We start from the raw sequence: 16,407 nt of genomic DNA, 5'->3' as shown, positions 1-16,407 counted from the left end.
ACGTAAAAATTTGCCTGAAACCCGCTCATTAGACGGTAAAAATATGCGTCTAATCGCACAGACTCCCGCTCTTTGTTTCATCATGCTACTCTACGTCGGCATACTTACTTATAAAAATTAAAACCAGCGAGCTCATCACAAGGAGTTAACGTGTTTAAGAAATCTTTATTAGCACTTGCAGTCGCTGCATCAACGCCCGCTTGGGCCGATGTTGATTACCACCTTAATTTAACGAAGCCGACCCATCACACTGGCCAAGTTGATATTGTGTTCCCTGACGTTGAAAACGATTATATAGACGTCAAAATGCCAGCGTGGCGAACCGGTTATTATCGTATTTTAAATCTTGCCAATGGCGTACGTGAATTTAAAGCAACGTCAGAAGATGGTGAGTCACTGACTTGGGAAAAAATTGATAAAAGCACATGGCGCATTCACTTACCGAAGTCGGCGCAAGGTGATGACGTTAAGGTCAACTATCAAATTTATGCGAATCAACTCGGACGACGTAGTCGCCACATTGATGACTCTCACGCCTATTTAGACGCGTCAGCAGTGTTTATGTATGCCGACGAGTACCGCTCAGAGCCAGTGACGGTCAGCCTTGATGTGCAAGACGATTGGCGCAGCGTATCAGGCATGGAGAAAGAGGCAGAGCATACGTTTGTGGCGGATAATTGGGATATCTTAGTTGACTCACCCATTGAGACAGGTATCAACGAACTGTATAAATTCAGTGTTGACGATCGTGACTACGAAGTGGTTTTTTGGGGTGAAGGCAATTACGATGCAGAACAAACCGTTAAGGACTTAGAAAAGCTTGTTCAGCAGTCGCAGAATATTTGGCAAGGTCATCCCTATGAACGTTATGTATTTATGATCCATGCGACTTCGGGAGCAGGTGGCGCAACCGAACATCGCAACTCGACGATCATCCAGCGTCCACGCTATAGCTACGCAAGCAGAGACGACTATCTAAGCTTCTTATCAACAGCTTCTCACGAACTGATTCATACTTGGAACGTAAAAGCCTATCGTCCGGAAGCCTTAGTGCCATACGATTATCAGAAGGAAAATTACACTGACCTATTCTGGTTAGCTGAGGGCTCAACAAGTTATTTCCAAAATCATTTGCTGATGCAAGCAGATATCATGACGACTGATGAGTATTTCGAACGCGTTGCTTCTGGGATCGAGCGTTTTTACGGTAAACCAGGGCGTGAAATCATGTCTGTGTCAGAAGCATCGTTTGAAGCTTGGAGTGACCAGTATGGCGATCGCGCTCACAACTTCTCAGTTAATATCTACTCAGAAGGTGCGATGGTTTCATGGTTGTTAGATCTGGCGTTAATTGAGCGCACTGACGGCGAGGTGACTTATCGCGATGTTCATAATGCACTTTATCAGCGTTTTGATGCCGATGAGGAAGGCTTTAATAGTGATGATGTCGTCGCTATCTTAGATGAGCTGACAGGTCAGTCGTGGCAGCAGTGGTGGGATGAGCATGTTAATGCGCCCGTCGCTGAGATCAATTTTGATGAGTTGCTGAATACCGTTGGTATGAAGCTGACATTTGCTTCAGCTGATGAGCAAAAACCTTGGGCCGGTTGGCGTGGTAAAGCAGCCGCTGAGGGCGTTGAATTGGTTCAGGTAGAGCGAGGCTCACCTGCTTGGGACGCTGGTTTTACTCCAGGCGATGTGATTGTTGCTTATGATGGGCAGCGTGCGGCCAATGGACGTTTCGAAGAAGCTCTGCAAGAGCGTGAAGTCGGTGATACGGTTGAAGTCACATTCTTCCGTCGTGACCAACTTCATACTGCTGAACTAGTACTGGGCGAAGAGCAACATACAGGTGCGAAAATTGAGCCGATAGAAGCACCTTCTGCTAAACAGAAGGCACGCTTCTTACAATGGTTACAAATTCCTCACCCGAATGCGAGTTAATCCTACTGCCGTGCAAGGCGCTGCCCACTCGGTGGCGCCTTTTCAAAGTTCGAACGAAACGGATTGATATCTAATCCACCTCGACGCGTGTAACGGGCGTAGACAGTCAGTTGCGTGAAGCCCAAGCGCTGCAGGTCGATAAAAATACGTTCCACACACTGTTCGTGAAATTCGTTGTGTCGTCGAAAACTAATCAGATAGCGTAGTAAGCTTGCGCGATCGAGACGTGGTCCAACGCCATGTATGTAAACTGATCCCCAATCAGGTTGATTAGTAATTAGGCAGTTTGATTTAAGTAAGTGGCTATGCACTGAAATTGATTCAATGATCGAGCTATCGACTGTTAATAGGTCCGGTTGGTAATCGTAGGTGCTTACTTCAATATCTTGTTCGTCAATACACGCCCCTGGTAAGCCACTTATCGGCGTGCCACTTAATTCATCTAAAGAACTTAAGCTGACTAAGACATTAGCACCGGCGCAGGTCGACAAATCGTGCTGCATGATATCCGCAACAGTTTGCCAGTCTTCGAACCGACTCTCGTTAAAGCTATTTAAATAGAGTTTAAATGACTTTGATTCAATTAAATGAGGGCTATCACAGGGCACAGAAAATTCAGCAATAGCGACTTGCGGTAAGCCTCTATTATTCAGCCATGAGACCTCATATCCCGTCCAGTCGTCTTGACCATCAAACGGTAGTTTTTGAGTTATCCCAATGGGGGTGCGATTAAGTTCGCGAGCTACAGCATGCAACTGACTCGGGTCGTATGTGGTTGGGTAATCAGTGGCTTTACCCAAGTTTAGGTGAGCGAGTGGGTCGTTTTTTTGCATTGATGCGCTCCATGGTAAACTAAATTAGTTAAATCTATTTTACGCTGATAAAAGGAAATGCACCAGATGAACTCCGTATCAACTGAACACGCCGTTAGCGTTTTGTTAGAGCGCTACCTCGAAGTGATCCCTGAACCCAAAACCGAATGGGTTGAAGAGTGGGATGCTAAGATCTATCAGCAACGAATAGGTGAAGAGCAGGTTATTTGGCGGCCTGTAAAGCGTGATGAAGTGCAAGACTTTAGTACGTTAGAGTCAGCATTAGACATGCGGTTTCATGACAGTGTAAAACGATTATTTGGCGATTGGTTCAGCGGTGATCTCAGTCTCGCTTTTGCAACTGGTGAGACAACCCCGTCAATGGGCTTTGAATTGTTGATGCCGCAATGCCAAGAGGATGCTGAACGGCTGCTGCAAAATCTGACGGGGCACATTTTGATGAAGCGCAAGTTGAAGCAGCCTATCACGATTTTTATCGGTATTTTACATGAACATGATGATTGCTTGGTCTCGATAGATAACTCCACAGGAGAGGTCGCACTTGAGTGGTTAGGGAAGCTACAGCACCAAACCTTAGCGGTCGATCTCGCTACATTTTTATTGCAATGTCAGCCACATAGTGGTGAAAATGACTAAGCAATGCGAGCTTAAAGTAAAGTGAGACATCATTAAATGCATTAAAAACAACGGGTTATTATTTTGGTGCGATTTTTGCTTAATTTGTCGTGAGTGCGCGAAATGAGCACAATTCTTAAAATAACTAAAAATCGGAGATTGAAGATGGAATTCAGAAAGCTTGCATTGACTGGACTTGCGGGAATGATGACGCTCTCACTGTCGGGATGTATTGTTGTGAGTGAGCCTAGCTGGGATAAAGACGATCCACAGTATGATCAAATTCACGACGAGCGGGGCAATCGTCAGACAATTGCTCAATTAAATTTAAATGCTGATTTTGAGTCTGTCCGTAATAAGCTCGGCACACCTGATTTTACTGAACGATGGACCGAGGATGGCGACCAGTATCAAGTGCTTTTTTACCGGACGCAACGTGTTCACGCAGACGGTATGACCACTAAAGATGAGTGTACCCCGATTGTATTTAAGAATGGGTCAATGATTGGGACCGGCCAATTGGCACTCGACAAGGTGATGTAATCAGAGTAGGTTGGTGATAGCGTACTATGTAATAGGAGAGTTGCTATGCCAACCGAAGTTGCCGTATCAACACAGGACGTTGAGCTTGTAGAGCTGGACGTATGTCAGCTCAATAGCGTAGCGTCCTTATTGTTTCAAACCTACCAAAATGATGCGCTTATGCAGCGTATCTTTCAAGCCGACAAAGCGGACTATGAAAAGCGTTTACGCGCAGCGATACGCGAGGAATTGATTGCTCAGTGGGACAATGGGCAACCCATTATCGCGGCGATGCATGATGAAGCGCTGTTAGGTGTCGTATGTCTATCAAAGGTTGAACATCAATTCGGACCTACCAGCCGATGGAACTGGTACATTTCGATGTTATTGACAGCAGGTTGGGTAAGTACGCGTTACGTACTTGATAAAGAGCGCCAAATAAAGTCATTACTCAAAGATCAACCCTGCTATCTGATTTCTTTCATTGGTGTCGCCGAACAGTATCAAAACCAAGGTATTGGGCAGTTACTGTGCCAAGCAGCGTTACAGGAGAGTGTTGAACGCGGTGGCGTTAAACAGTTGGCGGTATTTACTTCTGATCAGCAACAACAAACGTTTTTCAACCGTTGTGGCTTTACGCAGCAGCACGCTGTTGACGTTCATGACGTACCCGGCGCACTGCTCACTCTGAACGTCGATTAGTTGGGTTCACGAAAAGGCGGGAGATCGACGGCAATTAACTGACTATTATGCAAGGTTAACGTGCCTTCATAACGTGAAGTGCCGTCACTACTAAAGCCCATCACAAAGCGGCTTCGCCAGCCCGGATGACGACCTTTAAAAGACCAACGCGTGCTGACTTTCTCTAAATCTAGCATTTGCAGTCTCTGTTGCTTGCAATACCAAAGCGCGTGTTGGTAGGCATGCTCCGTTTGACGTCGGTGTTGCCAGAACAACCAAATTACACACAACAATAGTAAGAATAATAGTACATCAAATAGAGTGATCATGAGGCTTGTTGCGTCTTAAGTTTTAGGAGCTGCTGCTTGACCTCGATAGAAATATCATTTTGGGCTATTTTACGCAGTACTAAAGGGCGCAATTCTGGCAGTGAAACAGCGTCCTCGAATAACGCCTGAAACCATGTCTGTTGAAGCTCAGCAATGCGATCAAGGTACAATCGGAGTAGCTCTTCATTTTGTAGTGTGGGCCATAAACGAGCGCCCACGACCGTTAATATATTGGCGTCGATTGGCTGCTTTAATAGGGTCATTACTGCTTTTTGCACACGTTTATCGTTGCTCATGCTCGCTAACGACCGCAGAGCGTATAACGCACGTGTCTCATTCGCTTCGGTCAACTCGTTCAGATAGAAGTCGCGCAACTTTGCGGGTATTGAGTGTTGTTCTAGCGCCTCCGCTAAATAACGTTGTACCGTGGGCGCATAGTTTGTGTAATGCTCAGTAATCGCGGTTGCCAATTCGGGCAGATTCATTAAACGAGCAGCACAATCATGTAAGCCCTGTACGCCGATATGTTGCCAATCGTCGTGTTTGCCCATCAAGTAGTCAAACGTAGTATCAAAGTACTGGCTCGGTGCAGCTTGACGCTGAGTTGAAATATGTGCATGTAGTGCGGCACGCTGGGTTTCGCTCGGAGTAAATAAATACGGATTATGCTTGAGCTGCTCTTCTTGTTCTTTAGTCAGGGCATCAGTGAGTTGCTGGCCTAATGCGGATACAACATACTCAAGATATTGGTCACGCGCAGCAACATTCAGAAGTCCCCGTTCGTCCAGAGGAAATTTTAAGAACCACAGATAGTCCTGTTGCGGATTACTCTTGTGGCGAAATAGAATGGCCAGGTGCGCGTGATGAGCAAGCGGAAACGGATGAGGTTGCTGCTGGTGTTCAATAGCGGCAAAGGTCTCTACTGAAATTTGACTGAGCCGCCGACCCAAGTCAAATACCTGAAATTCAGTGTTGCCTGCTGCCAAAAACTCGCCAATGGTTGCTATCTTATCAGTCACTCAACGTCTCCAAGCTTGAATTTAATTCGGTTTTCAATCAGTATTGTCGCCATTATATCGGTTATCAAACCTAAAGTGGTAATGGAGTCTCCGATGGAGCAGTATCAAAAAGCGGCCCGGCTACTCGATCGTATCGAACGAGAGTTAAATAGCTTGGGCCTCTGGCAATCTCATCAACCGCCTGTTGAAGCGTTGGATAGCCAACAGCCATTCGCTATGGATACCCTCGAGTTTCATCAATGGCTACAGTTCATAATGATACCGCGAATGTGGTCATTGATCGATGCAAAGCAACCGTTACCTGACTCGATCGCGGTCAGTCCGATGGCAGCACACTCTTATCGCAATGCGATCGAACAACATGAGCAACTCATCGAATTAATTCGTGAATTTGATGTCCTGTTAAGCGGCTCAGATCCGCTGCAAGACGATGTCTGACTCCGAGCTATTAACTATCGTCTATCAAGACGAATACCTCGTGGTAATCGACAAGCCCAGCGGTTTATTGGTGCATCGTAGTTGGATCGCCTCGGACGCAAAACAGTTCGCTATGCAAATGCTCCGAGACCAACTCGGGCAACATGTTTTTCCTGTTCATCGACTTGACCGACCTACATCTGGGGTATTGGTGTTCGCGCTGTCTTCGGAGATAGCACGTGCGCTTAACGAACAGTTTGCCGAGCGTGATATTAAAAAAACCTATCACGCCGTTGTACGGGGTTATGTGGATGATGCTGGCATTATTGATTATGCGCTAAAAGAAGAGCACGATAAAATTGCTGATAAGCAGGCGCAGGCGGATAAACCGGCTCAGGAAGCCGTCACGGAATATCAATGTGTTGCTCGCGTCGAGTTGCCATTTAAGGTCAGTAAGAAACATGATACGAGCCGCTACTCATTGGTGAAGCTCATGCCTAAAACAGGGCGTAAACATCAGTTACGTCGGCATATGTCGCACATAAGACACCCAATTATTGGCGATACTCGGCATGGGGAAGGGCGACACAATCGTTTTTTTCGTGAGCATTTTGATTGTCATCGCTTATTATTGGCAGCCACCGCAATCGAATTTCAACACCCAGTGACAGCCGAACAGCTGAGTATTGAGATTGAGATTCCAGACATACTAAAACGCCCGTTTCATCAGTAACGGGCGCTTAGTTAGTAAAAATAGATGTTATTCTGCGCTGCGCAAGAGTGCATTAATACCAACCTTTGCACGTGTTTTAGCATCGACACGTTTCACAATAATCGCGGCATAAAGGCTGTGCGTACCATCGGCAGAGGGGAGTGCGCCAGGTACAACAACAGCGCCTGCAGGCACACGTCCGTAAATAATTTTGTCGTTTTCACGATCGTAAATGCGTGTGCTTTGGCCTATATAGACGCCCATTGAAATGACTGCGCCTTCTTCAACGATCACTCCCTCGACGATTTCAGAACGTGCGCCAATAAAGCAGTTATCTTCAATAATCGTTGGATTGGCTTGTAATGGTTCGAGAACTCCGCCAATACCCACGCCACCAGACAGGTGAACATTTTTACCAATTTGTGCACACGAACCGACGGTCGCCCAGGTATCCACCATACTTCCATCGCCAACGTATGCGCCGATGTTTACATAGCTCGGCATGACCACTACATTACGACCAATGAAGGCGCCTTTGCGAACCATCGCAGGCGGAACGACACGCATGCCCTCCGCACGAAAACGAGCGCTGTCGTAGTCGGCGAATTTCGCTGGCACTTTGTCCCAAAAGCGGGTTTCGCCGCCTTCGATAAGATCGTTGTCGTTCAGTCTGAATGATAACAACACCGCCTTTTTTAGCCATTGGTGGACGATCCATTCGCCGGCTACTTTTTCTGCCACACGCAATTCACCGCGATCGATTTCATCAATGATGTAGCGAACGACTTCGCGCAGTTCATCATCGTCGGTACGGGGAGAAATTTGGTCACGCTGCTCAAAGGCATCATTAATTAGCTTTTTATACTTTTCGAACGACATGTTTGCCTCGTTATCCATCTAAATCTTTAATAATTTGTTGTTTAAGCGTCAATTTCTGCTCGTCTGAAAGCGCCTCTCCACGATTCGAAGAAACAATAAATAAATCTTCTGCTTGTTCACCGATAGTCGTGATTTTGGCAGCCAATAAACTAACATCTAAACGCTGTAAAATAGCAGCCAAGCGAGCAACTAACCCCGGTCTATCCAGCGCCACCAATTCGAAAGTGGTGCGCCCCCGGTGTTTCGCAGGCAAGAAATTCACTTGAGTCTTAACGCTAAAATTCTTCAACCGACGTGATAGCGGCCGATTATTTTTAGGTACTTTACGACGCTTGTGTAACACGTCGAGTAAGTGTTGTTTGACCTCTTCAATGCGACGTGCCTCGGTCAAGGGTTTACCATTTCGCTGCAACAACACGAAAGTATCCATCACAAAACCATCTCGAGTTGCCAGGATTTGCGCGTCTAAGATATTCAACTGTTGGCTGTCAAGCACGCCCGCCACAGCAGCAAAAAGATGCCCCTCGTCGTGGTGATAGACGAACAGCTCGGTTGTACCGTAGTTGTTTTCATCACCAATTAAAATTAATGGAAGTTCATCATCTTTAAGTTGCAAAATATGCTGGGAGTGCCAACTAATCTGCTCCGCCGTGTGACGAAAAAAGTAGTCCGCTGTAAAGCGTCCCCAAAGCGCAAGAATGGCCTCTTTTTCATAACCGCCACTCAGTAACAAAGCCATAGCGTTGGCTTTATTTTGCTGGATTTTATCACGCACGTCGAGCGTTGGTTTACTACTGTTTTGTTCTAATAAATAACGAGTCGCGTTATACAGCTCCTCGAGTAAGGTTGCTTTCCAGTTATTCCAAAGCGAATGGTTAGTCGCGCGAATATCCGCTACGGTGAGACAATAAAGAAAGTCGAGCCGTTCGACCGTATCAACAATATTGGCGAATTCCTGAATTACTTCTGGATCGTGAATATCGCGTTTTTGTGCAGTGACCGACATGGTTAAATGGTGTTCTACCAGCCAACTAATTAAATCGCTGTCTGCTTGACTGTAGCGATGCTGCAAACAAAAATTACTGGCATCCATCGCACCGAGTTCAGAGTGGTCTCCTCCACGACCTTTGGCGATATCGTGGAAAATGCCCGCCAAGTAGAGGCAATGTCGACGCGTCATTTGAGCTACGCGTTCTTCACATAAAGGAAATTGCCCGACATACTCTGGATCTGAAAAACGATAAAGGTTGCGTACTAAACGAAAGGTGTGTTCATCGACCGTGTAGGCGTGGAAGAGGTCAAACTGCATTTGACCTACAATCTGCTGCCATTGGGGCAAGTAGCTTGCTATGACGCCATGATGATGCATTAAGGCAAAAGCAAGACCACAGCCTGATGGATGTTCGATAAGTCGCTTAAACCAGAAACGACAGTCGGGATCATAGCTTAATGGTTCGTTGAGCTGAGCACGCGCGTTACGTAATTGACGAATCGTGTGTGAATGGATGCCTTCAATTTCTGGGTGTTCAGCAATAATTACAAATGCTCGGATTAGTTGGCTATGGTCTTCGAATACTTCATCGTGGCGTGCACTGAGCAGGTGTTGATTGATCGCAAAGTGTTCATCGATATCAACGGTATGATGCAGGTCTTGCGGGTTAAGGATAGCTTGCTGAAAAAACTGCAGTAGCATCTGATTCAGCTCACTGACACGAAGTACGACCTTAAAGTAGTCTTTCATCATCAGTTCTACTGATTGCTTGCCTTCATTCCCGTAACCAAGACGCACTGCAACGCCGGGTTGAAAATCGAATAGTAATCTATCCTCGCGTTTGCCTACTTCAAGGTGAAGTGCGAAACGAATACGCCAGAGCCAGTTCATACATTCACGTAGTTCAACAAATTCATCGGCCGTCATGTAACCGAACTCGACTAGGCTTTCGTCCGAGTGGGTTTGGAAATGACGTTTGGCAATCCAACCAATGGTTTGAATATCGCGAAGTCCGCCAGGGCTGGATTTAATATTAGGTTCAAGGTTATACGATGTACCGTGATATTGCTGATGTCGTTGCCTTTGTTCGTCAAGCTTCGCTTGATAGAAATCTCGGCTTGACCAGGGGAAGTCGGATAATAATCGCTGCTCATAGTCGCGAATGAGCGTTTCATCACCCACTACGGGTCGGCTCTCAATTAGGTTGGTTGCCGTGGTGATATCTTCAGAAGCGGCAGTTAAGCACTGGGAAACTGTGCGTACCGAGTGACCTACATCGAGGTGCAAGTCCCATAGAAAAGTGACAAATTCTGACACTGCACAACGTGATAATGTATCCTCGCAATCAACTAAAATGAGTAGATCTATATCGGATCCGGGATGTAAGGTATGACGACCATAGCCGCCTACCGCAATCAACGCCATAGATTCATTGGAAAAGTCAAAGCGATGCCAGAGTTCTGTTAACAATTGATCGAAAAATTGAGCCCTATGGTGAATGAGCTCGTCAATATCGGCAGTGACAAAGTGGCCTTCTGACCAACGATGATAATGAGCAATGAGTTCGCGGTAGGCTCCGGCCTCAAGCGCAAGGTTTGAGGCGGGCCAATGTGCATAAAAATCTGCTTGCTCGGTATCCATCGTGTTATTCGCTATGCTGAATGACACGGGGCAAGTCAGTTTCTTCCTCTCGCAGTGTGAGTACCTCAACACCGTTGTCGGTGACCAATAAGGTGTGCTCCCACTGTGCGCTCAGGCTGCGGTCTTTTGTAAGTACGGTCCAACCGTCTTTCATCAATTTAGTGTGGCGTTTACCTGCATTGAGCATCGGCTCAATCGTGAAGCACATACCCGGCTCTAACACTTCACCCGTACCGGCCTTACCATAGTGGAGCACTTGTGGTTCCTCATGGAATACCGCACCAATTCCGTGACCGCAGTATTCGCGAACAATCGAATAATTATGTTGTTCAGCAAATTTTTGGATGACCTCTGCGAAATCACCTAAGCGAATACCTGGCTTCACCATTTTTATCGCTTTGTAGAGCGATTCTTGCGTGGTTCTTATTAAGCGTTCGGCGAGGATAGAAGGTTTACCGACGACGAACATTTTTGAAGTGTCGCCATGATAGCCGTCTAACTTGACGGTGACATCAATGTTCATGATATCACCCTCTTTCAACTTTTTAGGTCCAGGAATGCCGTGACATACGCAGTGATTTACCGATGTACAAATCGATTTTGGAAAACCATGGTAATTGAGCGGAGCAGGGTATGCGCCGTGATCAACGATATAATCGTGACAGATTTTGTCTAACTCTTCGGTGGTCACACCAGGTTTGACGTGCTCACCAATCATCTCTAAAACACTGGCCGCTAAGCGACCCGCAGCGCGCATTTTTTCGATTTCTTCAGGCGTTTTGATCGATATACTCATTAAATACGGTCTCTTAAATTGGGCTACTTTTTTGCTTGTACACGCAGTCTACCAATTTAAGCCTCGCTTAGCCATGCTCGGATGAGGATCGACGGCGGCATTTTTGTCGCTTTATGATTGCAGGACAACAGTGGATATGGTATAAAATGCGCGCTTTTTAAAAGCAAAAATTCACTTTAAATTTAAACCACACATATATCGACACATACCACGGGGTGCCCAATCGGGTCGTGCTATGGGGTATATGGAGGCTTAACCCCTACAAAAGGAAAAGTATTATGGCAAACGTGTCAATGCGTGACATGCTGAAAGCAGGTGTCCACTTCGGTCACCAAACCCGCTTCTGGAACCCAAAAATGAAGCCGTTCATTTTTGGCGCTCGCAACAAGATCCACATCATTAACCTTGAAAAAACTGTGCCTATGTTCAACGACGCGTTGAGCTACATGCAGCACGTTGCTTCAAATAAAGGTAAAATCTTGTTCGTAGGTACTAAGCGCGCAGCCGCTGAGCCTGTTAAGGAAGCAGCGTTGAACTGTGGTCAGTACTACGTAAACCACCGCTGGTTAGGTGGTATGTTGACTAACTGGAAAACCGTTCGTCAATCAATCAAGCGTTTGAAAGATCTTGAAACCATGAGCCAAGACGGTACTTTCGACAAGCTGACCAAGAAAGAAGCGTTGGTTAACACCCGCGAAATGGAAAAGCTTGAAAAAGGCCTTGGCGGTATCAAAAACATGGGCGGCTTGCCTGACGTATTGTTCGTAATCGACGCTGATCACGAGCACATTGCGATTAAAGAAGCCAACAACTTAGGTATTCCAGTTGTTTCTGTTGTTGATACCAACTCAGATCCAGATGGCGTTGACTACGTTATCCCAGGTAACGACGACGCAATCCGCGCAGTACAATTGTATTTGAATGCTGCAGCAGACGCGATCAAAGAAGCTAAATCAGCGCCAGTAGAAGCAAAAGACGCTGACGATTTTGTTGAAGCTACCGAATAATTGAGGATCTAACCATGGCAATTACTGCTGCTCAGGTAAAAGAACTTCGCGAGCGCACAGGCGCTGGTATGATGGACTGCAAGAAAGCATTGCAAGAAGTTGACGGCGACATGGAAGCTGCAATCGAGCTAATGCGTAAAAGCGGTCAAGCAAAAGCGGCTAAGAAAGCCGGTCGTGTTGCGGCTGAAGGCGTTATCTTGGTTAAGTCTGAAGGCAACCAAGCGACACTCGTTGAGCTTAACTGCGAAACTGACTTCGTTGCACGCGATGATAGCTTCTTGGCATTTGGCGAGAAAGTTATCAACGCAGCGTTCGCTAGCAAAGAAAACGATGTTGAACAATTGAAAGCAACTGACATCGGCGGCGAAACTGTTGAAAAAACCCGTGAAGACCTTGTTGCTAAAATCGGCGAAAACATGAACGTACGTCGTGTTAAGACGATTGAAGAAGGCAACACTGTTGCTACATACACTCACGGTGCACGGATTGGTGTAGCTGTTGCATTAAATGGTGGTGATGAAGACTTAGCGCGCGACTTGTGTATGCATGTTGCTGCGAGCAGTCCTCAGTTTGTTAAGCCCGAAGATGTTGACGCTGAAGTCGTTGAAAAAGAACGTGCTATTCAGGTTGATATCGCAATGCAAAGCGGTAAACCAAAAGAAATCGCTGAGAAAATGGTCGAAGGTCGTATGCGTAAATTTACTGGCGAGATCAGCTTAACTGGTCAGCCGTTCGTAAAAGACCCTTCTATGACTGTTGGCGAATTGCTTAAGCAAGCGGGTGCAGACGTAGTTACATTCGTACGCTTTGAAGTGGGCGAAGGTATTGAGCGTAAAGAAGAAGATTTTGCTTCTGAAGTACAAGCTCAAGTGGCGGCGGCAAGCAAAGGTTAATTCTTTGTGCCAGGGTCCACAACCCCAATGTGAGTAATAGAAACCGCGTCTTGAGCGTTCAGGACGCGGTTTTTTTTAGAAAAATGGATATTGAGAGGCAAGCATGAGTACCCACCCAAAACCAACATATCGACGTATTCTTTTAAAACTTAGCGGTGAAGCATTAATGGGCGATGAGCCTTTTGGCATCGACGCAAAAGTGCTGGATCGCATGGCTCAAGAGATCAAAGAGCTGGTTGAGCTCGGGGTCCAGGTTGGACTTGTCATCGGTGGTGGTAATTTATTCCGTGGCGAAGGCCTGGCAAAAGCCGGAATGAATCGTGTAGTCGGTGACCACATGGGGATGCTTGCAACGGTTATGAATGGGTTAGCAATGCGAGATGCGTTGCATCGCGCATTCGTGAATGCCCGCTTAATGTCTGCTATCGAGTTGACAGGTGTCTGTGACAGTTATAACTGGGCAGAAGCAATCAGCCTACTTAAGTCTGGGCGTGTCGTTATTTTCTCAGCCGGAACCGGCAACCCATTTTTTACGACAGACTCAGCTGCGTGTTTGCGTGGCATCGAAATCGAAGCAGACATAGTGCTAAAAGGCACCAAAGTCGATGGCGTGTATTCAGACGATCCTGTTAGTAATCCAGACGCCACACTATATCGCCATATCAATTATCAAGATGTACTTCAACAACAGCTGAAAGTGATGGATTTAGCCGCCTTTACACTGGCTCGCGATCATGAATTACCGATTCGTGTATTCAATATGAATAAGCCAGGTGCGTTACGATCCGTGATTCTGGGCGAAGAAGAAGGTACACTAATCAGTAAAGACGCTGAATAAACGAAATCGAGAAGGTAAAAACAGTGATTAACGATATTATTAAAGACGCAAAAGAGCGCATGGAAAAGAGCGTAGAGTCGCTCCGTAGTCAAATGTCAAAAGTGCGTACAGGACGCGCGCATCCGAGTATTCTTGATAGTGTGATGGTGAACTACTATGGGGTTGATACACCACTTAAGCAGCTCGCTAACATTACTACAGAAGATTCTCGTACATTGGCATTGACCGTATTTGACAAATCGTCCGCTCAAGCTGTCGAGAAGGCTATTTTAACCTCTGATTTGGGTTTAAACCCAGCATCTGCAGGTGCAGTCATTCGTATTCCTCTACCACCGTTGACCGAAGAACGCCGCCGTGACTTGGTAAAAATTGTTCGTGCAGAAGCCGAACAAGCGCGTGTAGCGGTGCGTAACATTCGTCGTGATGCGAATAACGATTTAAAAGAGTTGTTAAAGGAAAAGGAAATCACTGAGGATGAGGAACACTCGGCAGAGGACGATGTCCAAAAGCTAACCGACACGTACGTCAAAAAAATCGACGAGTCATTGAAAGCTAAAGAACAGGATTTAATGGAAGTTTAATTCCATTCCGTGCTCTAGACGGCGCCGTGTAGTCTCTATGCGGCGTTTTAATTATTGGCGGACAGCATGAAGCAATCTCCAACAATACAGCAAGTGATGCCCAAGCATGTCGCTATTATCATGGATGGGAATGGGCGTTGGGCTAAGCAACAAGGCAAACGAAGAACGTTTGGTCACAAAAAGGGAGCCGAGGCGGTTAGGAGAGCGGTTAGCTTTGCACGTCGAAACGGGATCCAGTCGCTTACGCTATTTGCCTTTAGTAGTGAAAATTGGAATAGACCGGCCGCGGAAGTATCGCTACTGATGGAGTTATTCATCAATGTACTTAAAAAGGAAGCGGATAAACTCAAACAAAATGATATCAAGCTTCAAGTTATTGGTGATAAGACACAGTTTTCAAGTCGCTTACGAAAGCATATTGAACAGACTGAAGAGATGACTGCCGAGTGTCGCGGTATGACACTTAATATCGCCGCAAATTACGGTGGTCAGTGGGATATTACCCAGGCGACGCGTAAAGTGGCAACCGCGGTGGCCAATAATGAATTAGCGGCATCAGACATTACTGAACGTACTTTTGAGCGCTATTTATGTTTAGCTGATCAGGCAAAACCTGACTTGCTCATTCGTACGGGTGGCGAACAGAGGGTGAGTAATTTCTTGCTATGGCAAATAGCGTATGCAGAATTTTACTTCAGCCCGATACTATGGCCTGACTTTGACGATCAAGCATTCGCAAGTGCTGTTGCAGAATTCGCGCAACGGGAACGCCGTTATGGGCTTACCAGTGAGCAAATCACTGAGCTCTTTGAAACAATGAATGCGCGTGTAGAGGACTGAATTTTTGCTTAAACAACGAATTTTGACAGCTGTCATTTTGATACCCGTCGCCCTCTATGCGGTATTTTTACTGCCGCTGTGGGGCTTTTCCTTATTTATCCAAGCTGTATTGATGTTAGGCGCGTGGGAATGGGCACCGCTCATGGGGCTCACCAAAGTCCGTTCACGTATTGCGTATACACTCGGCATTGGAATAATAATTGGCGCATTAAGCCTTGCTGTGCCATTTGAACACTTGTGGAAAGCAGGCACGCTTAATCAAATTATTTATGCCACCATCGCTGCCGGTGGTATCTGGTGGGTCTGTGCATTGGCGTTGGTGGTCAACTATCCGTCGAGTCGACGTATGTGGTCCCGGACACGTTCGATCGTTGGTATTTTTGGCATGTTGATTTTTGTTCCAACTTGGGCAGCCTTGGTCACCGTGCGTTCAATCAATATTGATATACAACCCTATTTTGGCGGATGGGTGGTATTGTTTATTCTATTGTTAGTATGGGCCGCGGATGTTGGCGCCTACTTTGCAGGTGTCCGTTACGGACGTAATAAAATGATGCCTGCGGTAAGCCCGGGTAAGACAATGGAAGGTCTCTGCGGTGGATTAACGCTGGCATTTATCGTCATGATGGTGGTTTCACACTGGACTCAAATACCGGCGGACCAATTTACCGGCTATTATTTGACAGGATTATTTACTGTCGTGGCGTCTGTGTTTGGTGACTTGAATGAGAGTATGTTTAAACGCAGTGCCGGCGTAAAAGATAGCGGCTCAATCCTGCCAGGACATGGCGGCATATTAGATCGCATAGATAGTCTAACCGCGGCAGTGCCTGTGTTTACATTGGCTTACTTGGAGTTTTTACGTTAAG

General features: G+C 46.3%; 18 protein-coding genes. 12 read left to right on the top strand and 6 right to left on the bottom strand.

Features of this window, described 5'->3' with window-relative positions; genetic code table 11:
* Positions 1-150 precede the first annotated feature (150 nt).
* The gene (locus AC3AP5_RS06885) at positions 151-1,944 is read left to right on the top strand and encodes a M61 family metallopeptidase (RefSeq protein WP_487326363.1); all 1,794 of its coding nucleotides are present in this window, start codon (positions 151-153) and stop codon (positions 1,942-1,944) included.
* A gap of 2 nt (positions 1,945-1,946) precedes the next feature.
* On the opposite strand, the gene queF is transcribed toward AC3AP5_RS06885, so the two are convergent.
* On the bottom strand, positions 1,947-2,777 hold the full coding sequence (gene queF, locus AC3AP5_RS06880) for an NADPH-dependent 7-cyano-7-deazaguanine reductase QueF (RefSeq protein WP_487326362.1): 831 nt from the start codon (positions 2,775-2,777) through the stop codon (positions 1,947-1,949).
* Positions 2,778-2,843: 66 nt separating this feature from the next.
* On the opposite strand from queF, the gene AC3AP5_RS06875 reads away from it, so the two are divergent.
* The 3 genes from AC3AP5_RS06875 (at position 2,844) to AC3AP5_RS06865 (ending at position 4,616) form a co-directional block, all read left to right on the top strand.
* Positions 2,844-3,413, top strand: a complete 570-nt coding sequence (locus AC3AP5_RS06875; RefSeq protein ID WP_487326361.1) for a SecY-interacting protein Syd — start codon at positions 2,844-2,846, stop codon at positions 3,411-3,413.
* A gap of 144 nt (positions 3,414-3,557) precedes the next feature.
* Complete coding sequence (locus AC3AP5_RS06870; RefSeq protein ID WP_487326360.1) at positions 3,558-3,935, top strand: DUF3192 domain-containing protein; 378 nt, start codon at positions 3,558-3,560, stop codon at positions 3,933-3,935.
* A gap of 45 nt (positions 3,936-3,980) precedes the next feature.
* Entirely contained in the window at positions 3,981-4,616 is a 636-nt protein-coding gene (locus AC3AP5_RS06865) for a GNAT family N-acetyltransferase (protein ID WP_487326359.1), read from the top strand.
* Here AC3AP5_RS06865 and AC3AP5_RS06860 read toward each other — a convergent pair.
* Together AC3AP5_RS06860 and AC3AP5_RS06855 are read right to left on the bottom strand one after the other, a co-directional pair.
* Positions 4,613-4,924, bottom strand: a complete 312-nt coding sequence (locus AC3AP5_RS06860; protein ID WP_006955298.1) for a DUF3301 domain-containing protein — start codon at positions 4,922-4,924, stop codon at positions 4,613-4,615. The two genes, AC3AP5_RS06865 and AC3AP5_RS06860, sit on opposite strands and share 4 nt — an antisense overlap.
* Positions 4,921-5,943 (bottom strand): DUF3549 family protein, encoded by a 1,023-nt coding sequence (locus tag AC3AP5_RS06855; protein ID WP_487326358.1) that lies wholly within the window; start codon positions 5,941-5,943, stop codon positions 4,921-4,923. The genes AC3AP5_RS06860 and AC3AP5_RS06855 overlap by 4 nt, the downstream gene beginning before the upstream one ends.
* A gap of 93 nt (positions 5,944-6,036) precedes the next feature.
* Here AC3AP5_RS06855 and AC3AP5_RS06850 point away from each other — a divergent pair, with 93 nt between their 5' ends.
* Together AC3AP5_RS06850 and truC are read left to right on the top strand one after the other, a co-directional pair.
* A complete protein-coding gene (locus AC3AP5_RS06850; protein ID WP_006955300.1) occupies positions 6,037-6,381 on the top strand; it encodes a YqcC family protein in 345 nt (114 codons plus the stop codon).
* Positions 6,374-7,093 (top strand): tRNA pseudouridine(65) synthase TruC, encoded by a 720-nt coding sequence (gene truC / locus AC3AP5_RS06845; RefSeq protein ID WP_487326357.1) that lies wholly within the window; start codon positions 6,374-6,376, stop codon positions 7,091-7,093. Before AC3AP5_RS06850 ends, truC begins: the two co-directional genes overlap by 8 nt.
* A 27-nt stretch (positions 7,094-7,120) precedes the next feature.
* Here truC and dapD read toward each other — a convergent pair whose 3' ends face one another.
* The 3 genes from dapD to map are packed head-to-tail and all read right to left on the bottom strand — an operon-like array spanning position 7,121 to position 11,379.
* Positions 7,121-7,951, bottom strand: coding sequence for a 2,3,4,5-tetrahydropyridine-2,6-dicarboxylate N-succinyltransferase (gene dapD, locus AC3AP5_RS06840; RefSeq protein WP_286681780.1), 831 nt, complete (start codon positions 7,949-7,951; stop codon positions 7,121-7,123).
* Positions 7,952-7,961: 10 nt separating this feature from the next.
* Positions 7,962-10,583 carry a [protein-PII] uridylyltransferase gene (gene glnD / locus AC3AP5_RS06835; RefSeq protein ID WP_487326356.1) on the bottom strand — a complete coding sequence of 874 codons (2,622 nt, stop codon included), beginning with the start codon at positions 10,581-10,583 and terminating at the stop codon, positions 7,962-7,964.
* 4 nt (positions 10,584-10,587) lie between these two features.
* On the bottom strand, positions 10,588-11,379 hold the full coding sequence (gene map / locus AC3AP5_RS06830) for a type I methionyl aminopeptidase (RefSeq protein ID WP_006955305.1): 792 nt from the start codon (positions 11,377-11,379) through the stop codon (positions 10,588-10,590).
* A gap of 278 nt (positions 11,380-11,657) precedes the next feature.
* Between map and rpsB the strand changes: the two genes are divergently transcribed.
* The 6 genes from rpsB (at position 11,658) to AC3AP5_RS06800 (ending at position 16,406) form a co-directional block, all read left to right on the top strand.
* Entirely contained in the window at positions 11,658-12,386 is a 729-nt protein-coding gene (gene rpsB / locus AC3AP5_RS06825; protein ID WP_006955306.1) for a 30S ribosomal protein S2, read from the top strand.
* 14 nt (positions 12,387-12,400) lie between these two features.
* Positions 12,401-13,279, top strand: coding sequence for a translation elongation factor Ts (tsf, locus tag AC3AP5_RS06820; RefSeq protein WP_006955307.1), 879 nt, complete (start codon positions 12,401-12,403; stop codon positions 13,277-13,279).
* Between the two features lie 103 nt (positions 13,280-13,382).
* On the top strand, positions 13,383-14,117 hold the full coding sequence (gene pyrH, locus AC3AP5_RS06815) for a UMP kinase (RefSeq protein WP_006955308.1): 735 nt from the start codon (positions 13,383-13,385) through the stop codon (positions 14,115-14,117).
* 59 nt (positions 14,118-14,176) lie between these two features.
* Entirely contained in the window at positions 14,177-14,698 is a 522-nt protein-coding gene (gene frr / locus AC3AP5_RS06810) for a ribosome recycling factor (RefSeq protein ID WP_370215255.1), read from the top strand.
* Between the two features lie 66 nt (positions 14,699-14,764).
* Positions 14,765-15,538, top strand: coding sequence for a polyprenyl diphosphate synthase (uppS, locus tag AC3AP5_RS06805; protein ID WP_006955310.1), 774 nt, complete (start codon positions 14,765-14,767; stop codon positions 15,536-15,538).
* A 4-nt stretch (positions 15,539-15,542) separates the two neighbouring features.
* Positions 15,543-16,406 carry a phosphatidate cytidylyltransferase gene (locus AC3AP5_RS06800; RefSeq protein WP_006955311.1) on the top strand — a complete coding sequence of 288 codons (864 nt, stop codon included), beginning with the start codon at positions 15,543-15,545 and terminating at the stop codon, positions 16,404-16,406.
* Position 16,407 lies beyond the last annotated feature (1 nt).

The sequence above is a fragment of the Idiomarina sp. D18 genome (assembly GCF_057748155.1).
The sequence above is the reverse complement of the archived record's forward strand: the minus strand, read 5'-3'. Positions and strand labels throughout refer to the sequence as shown.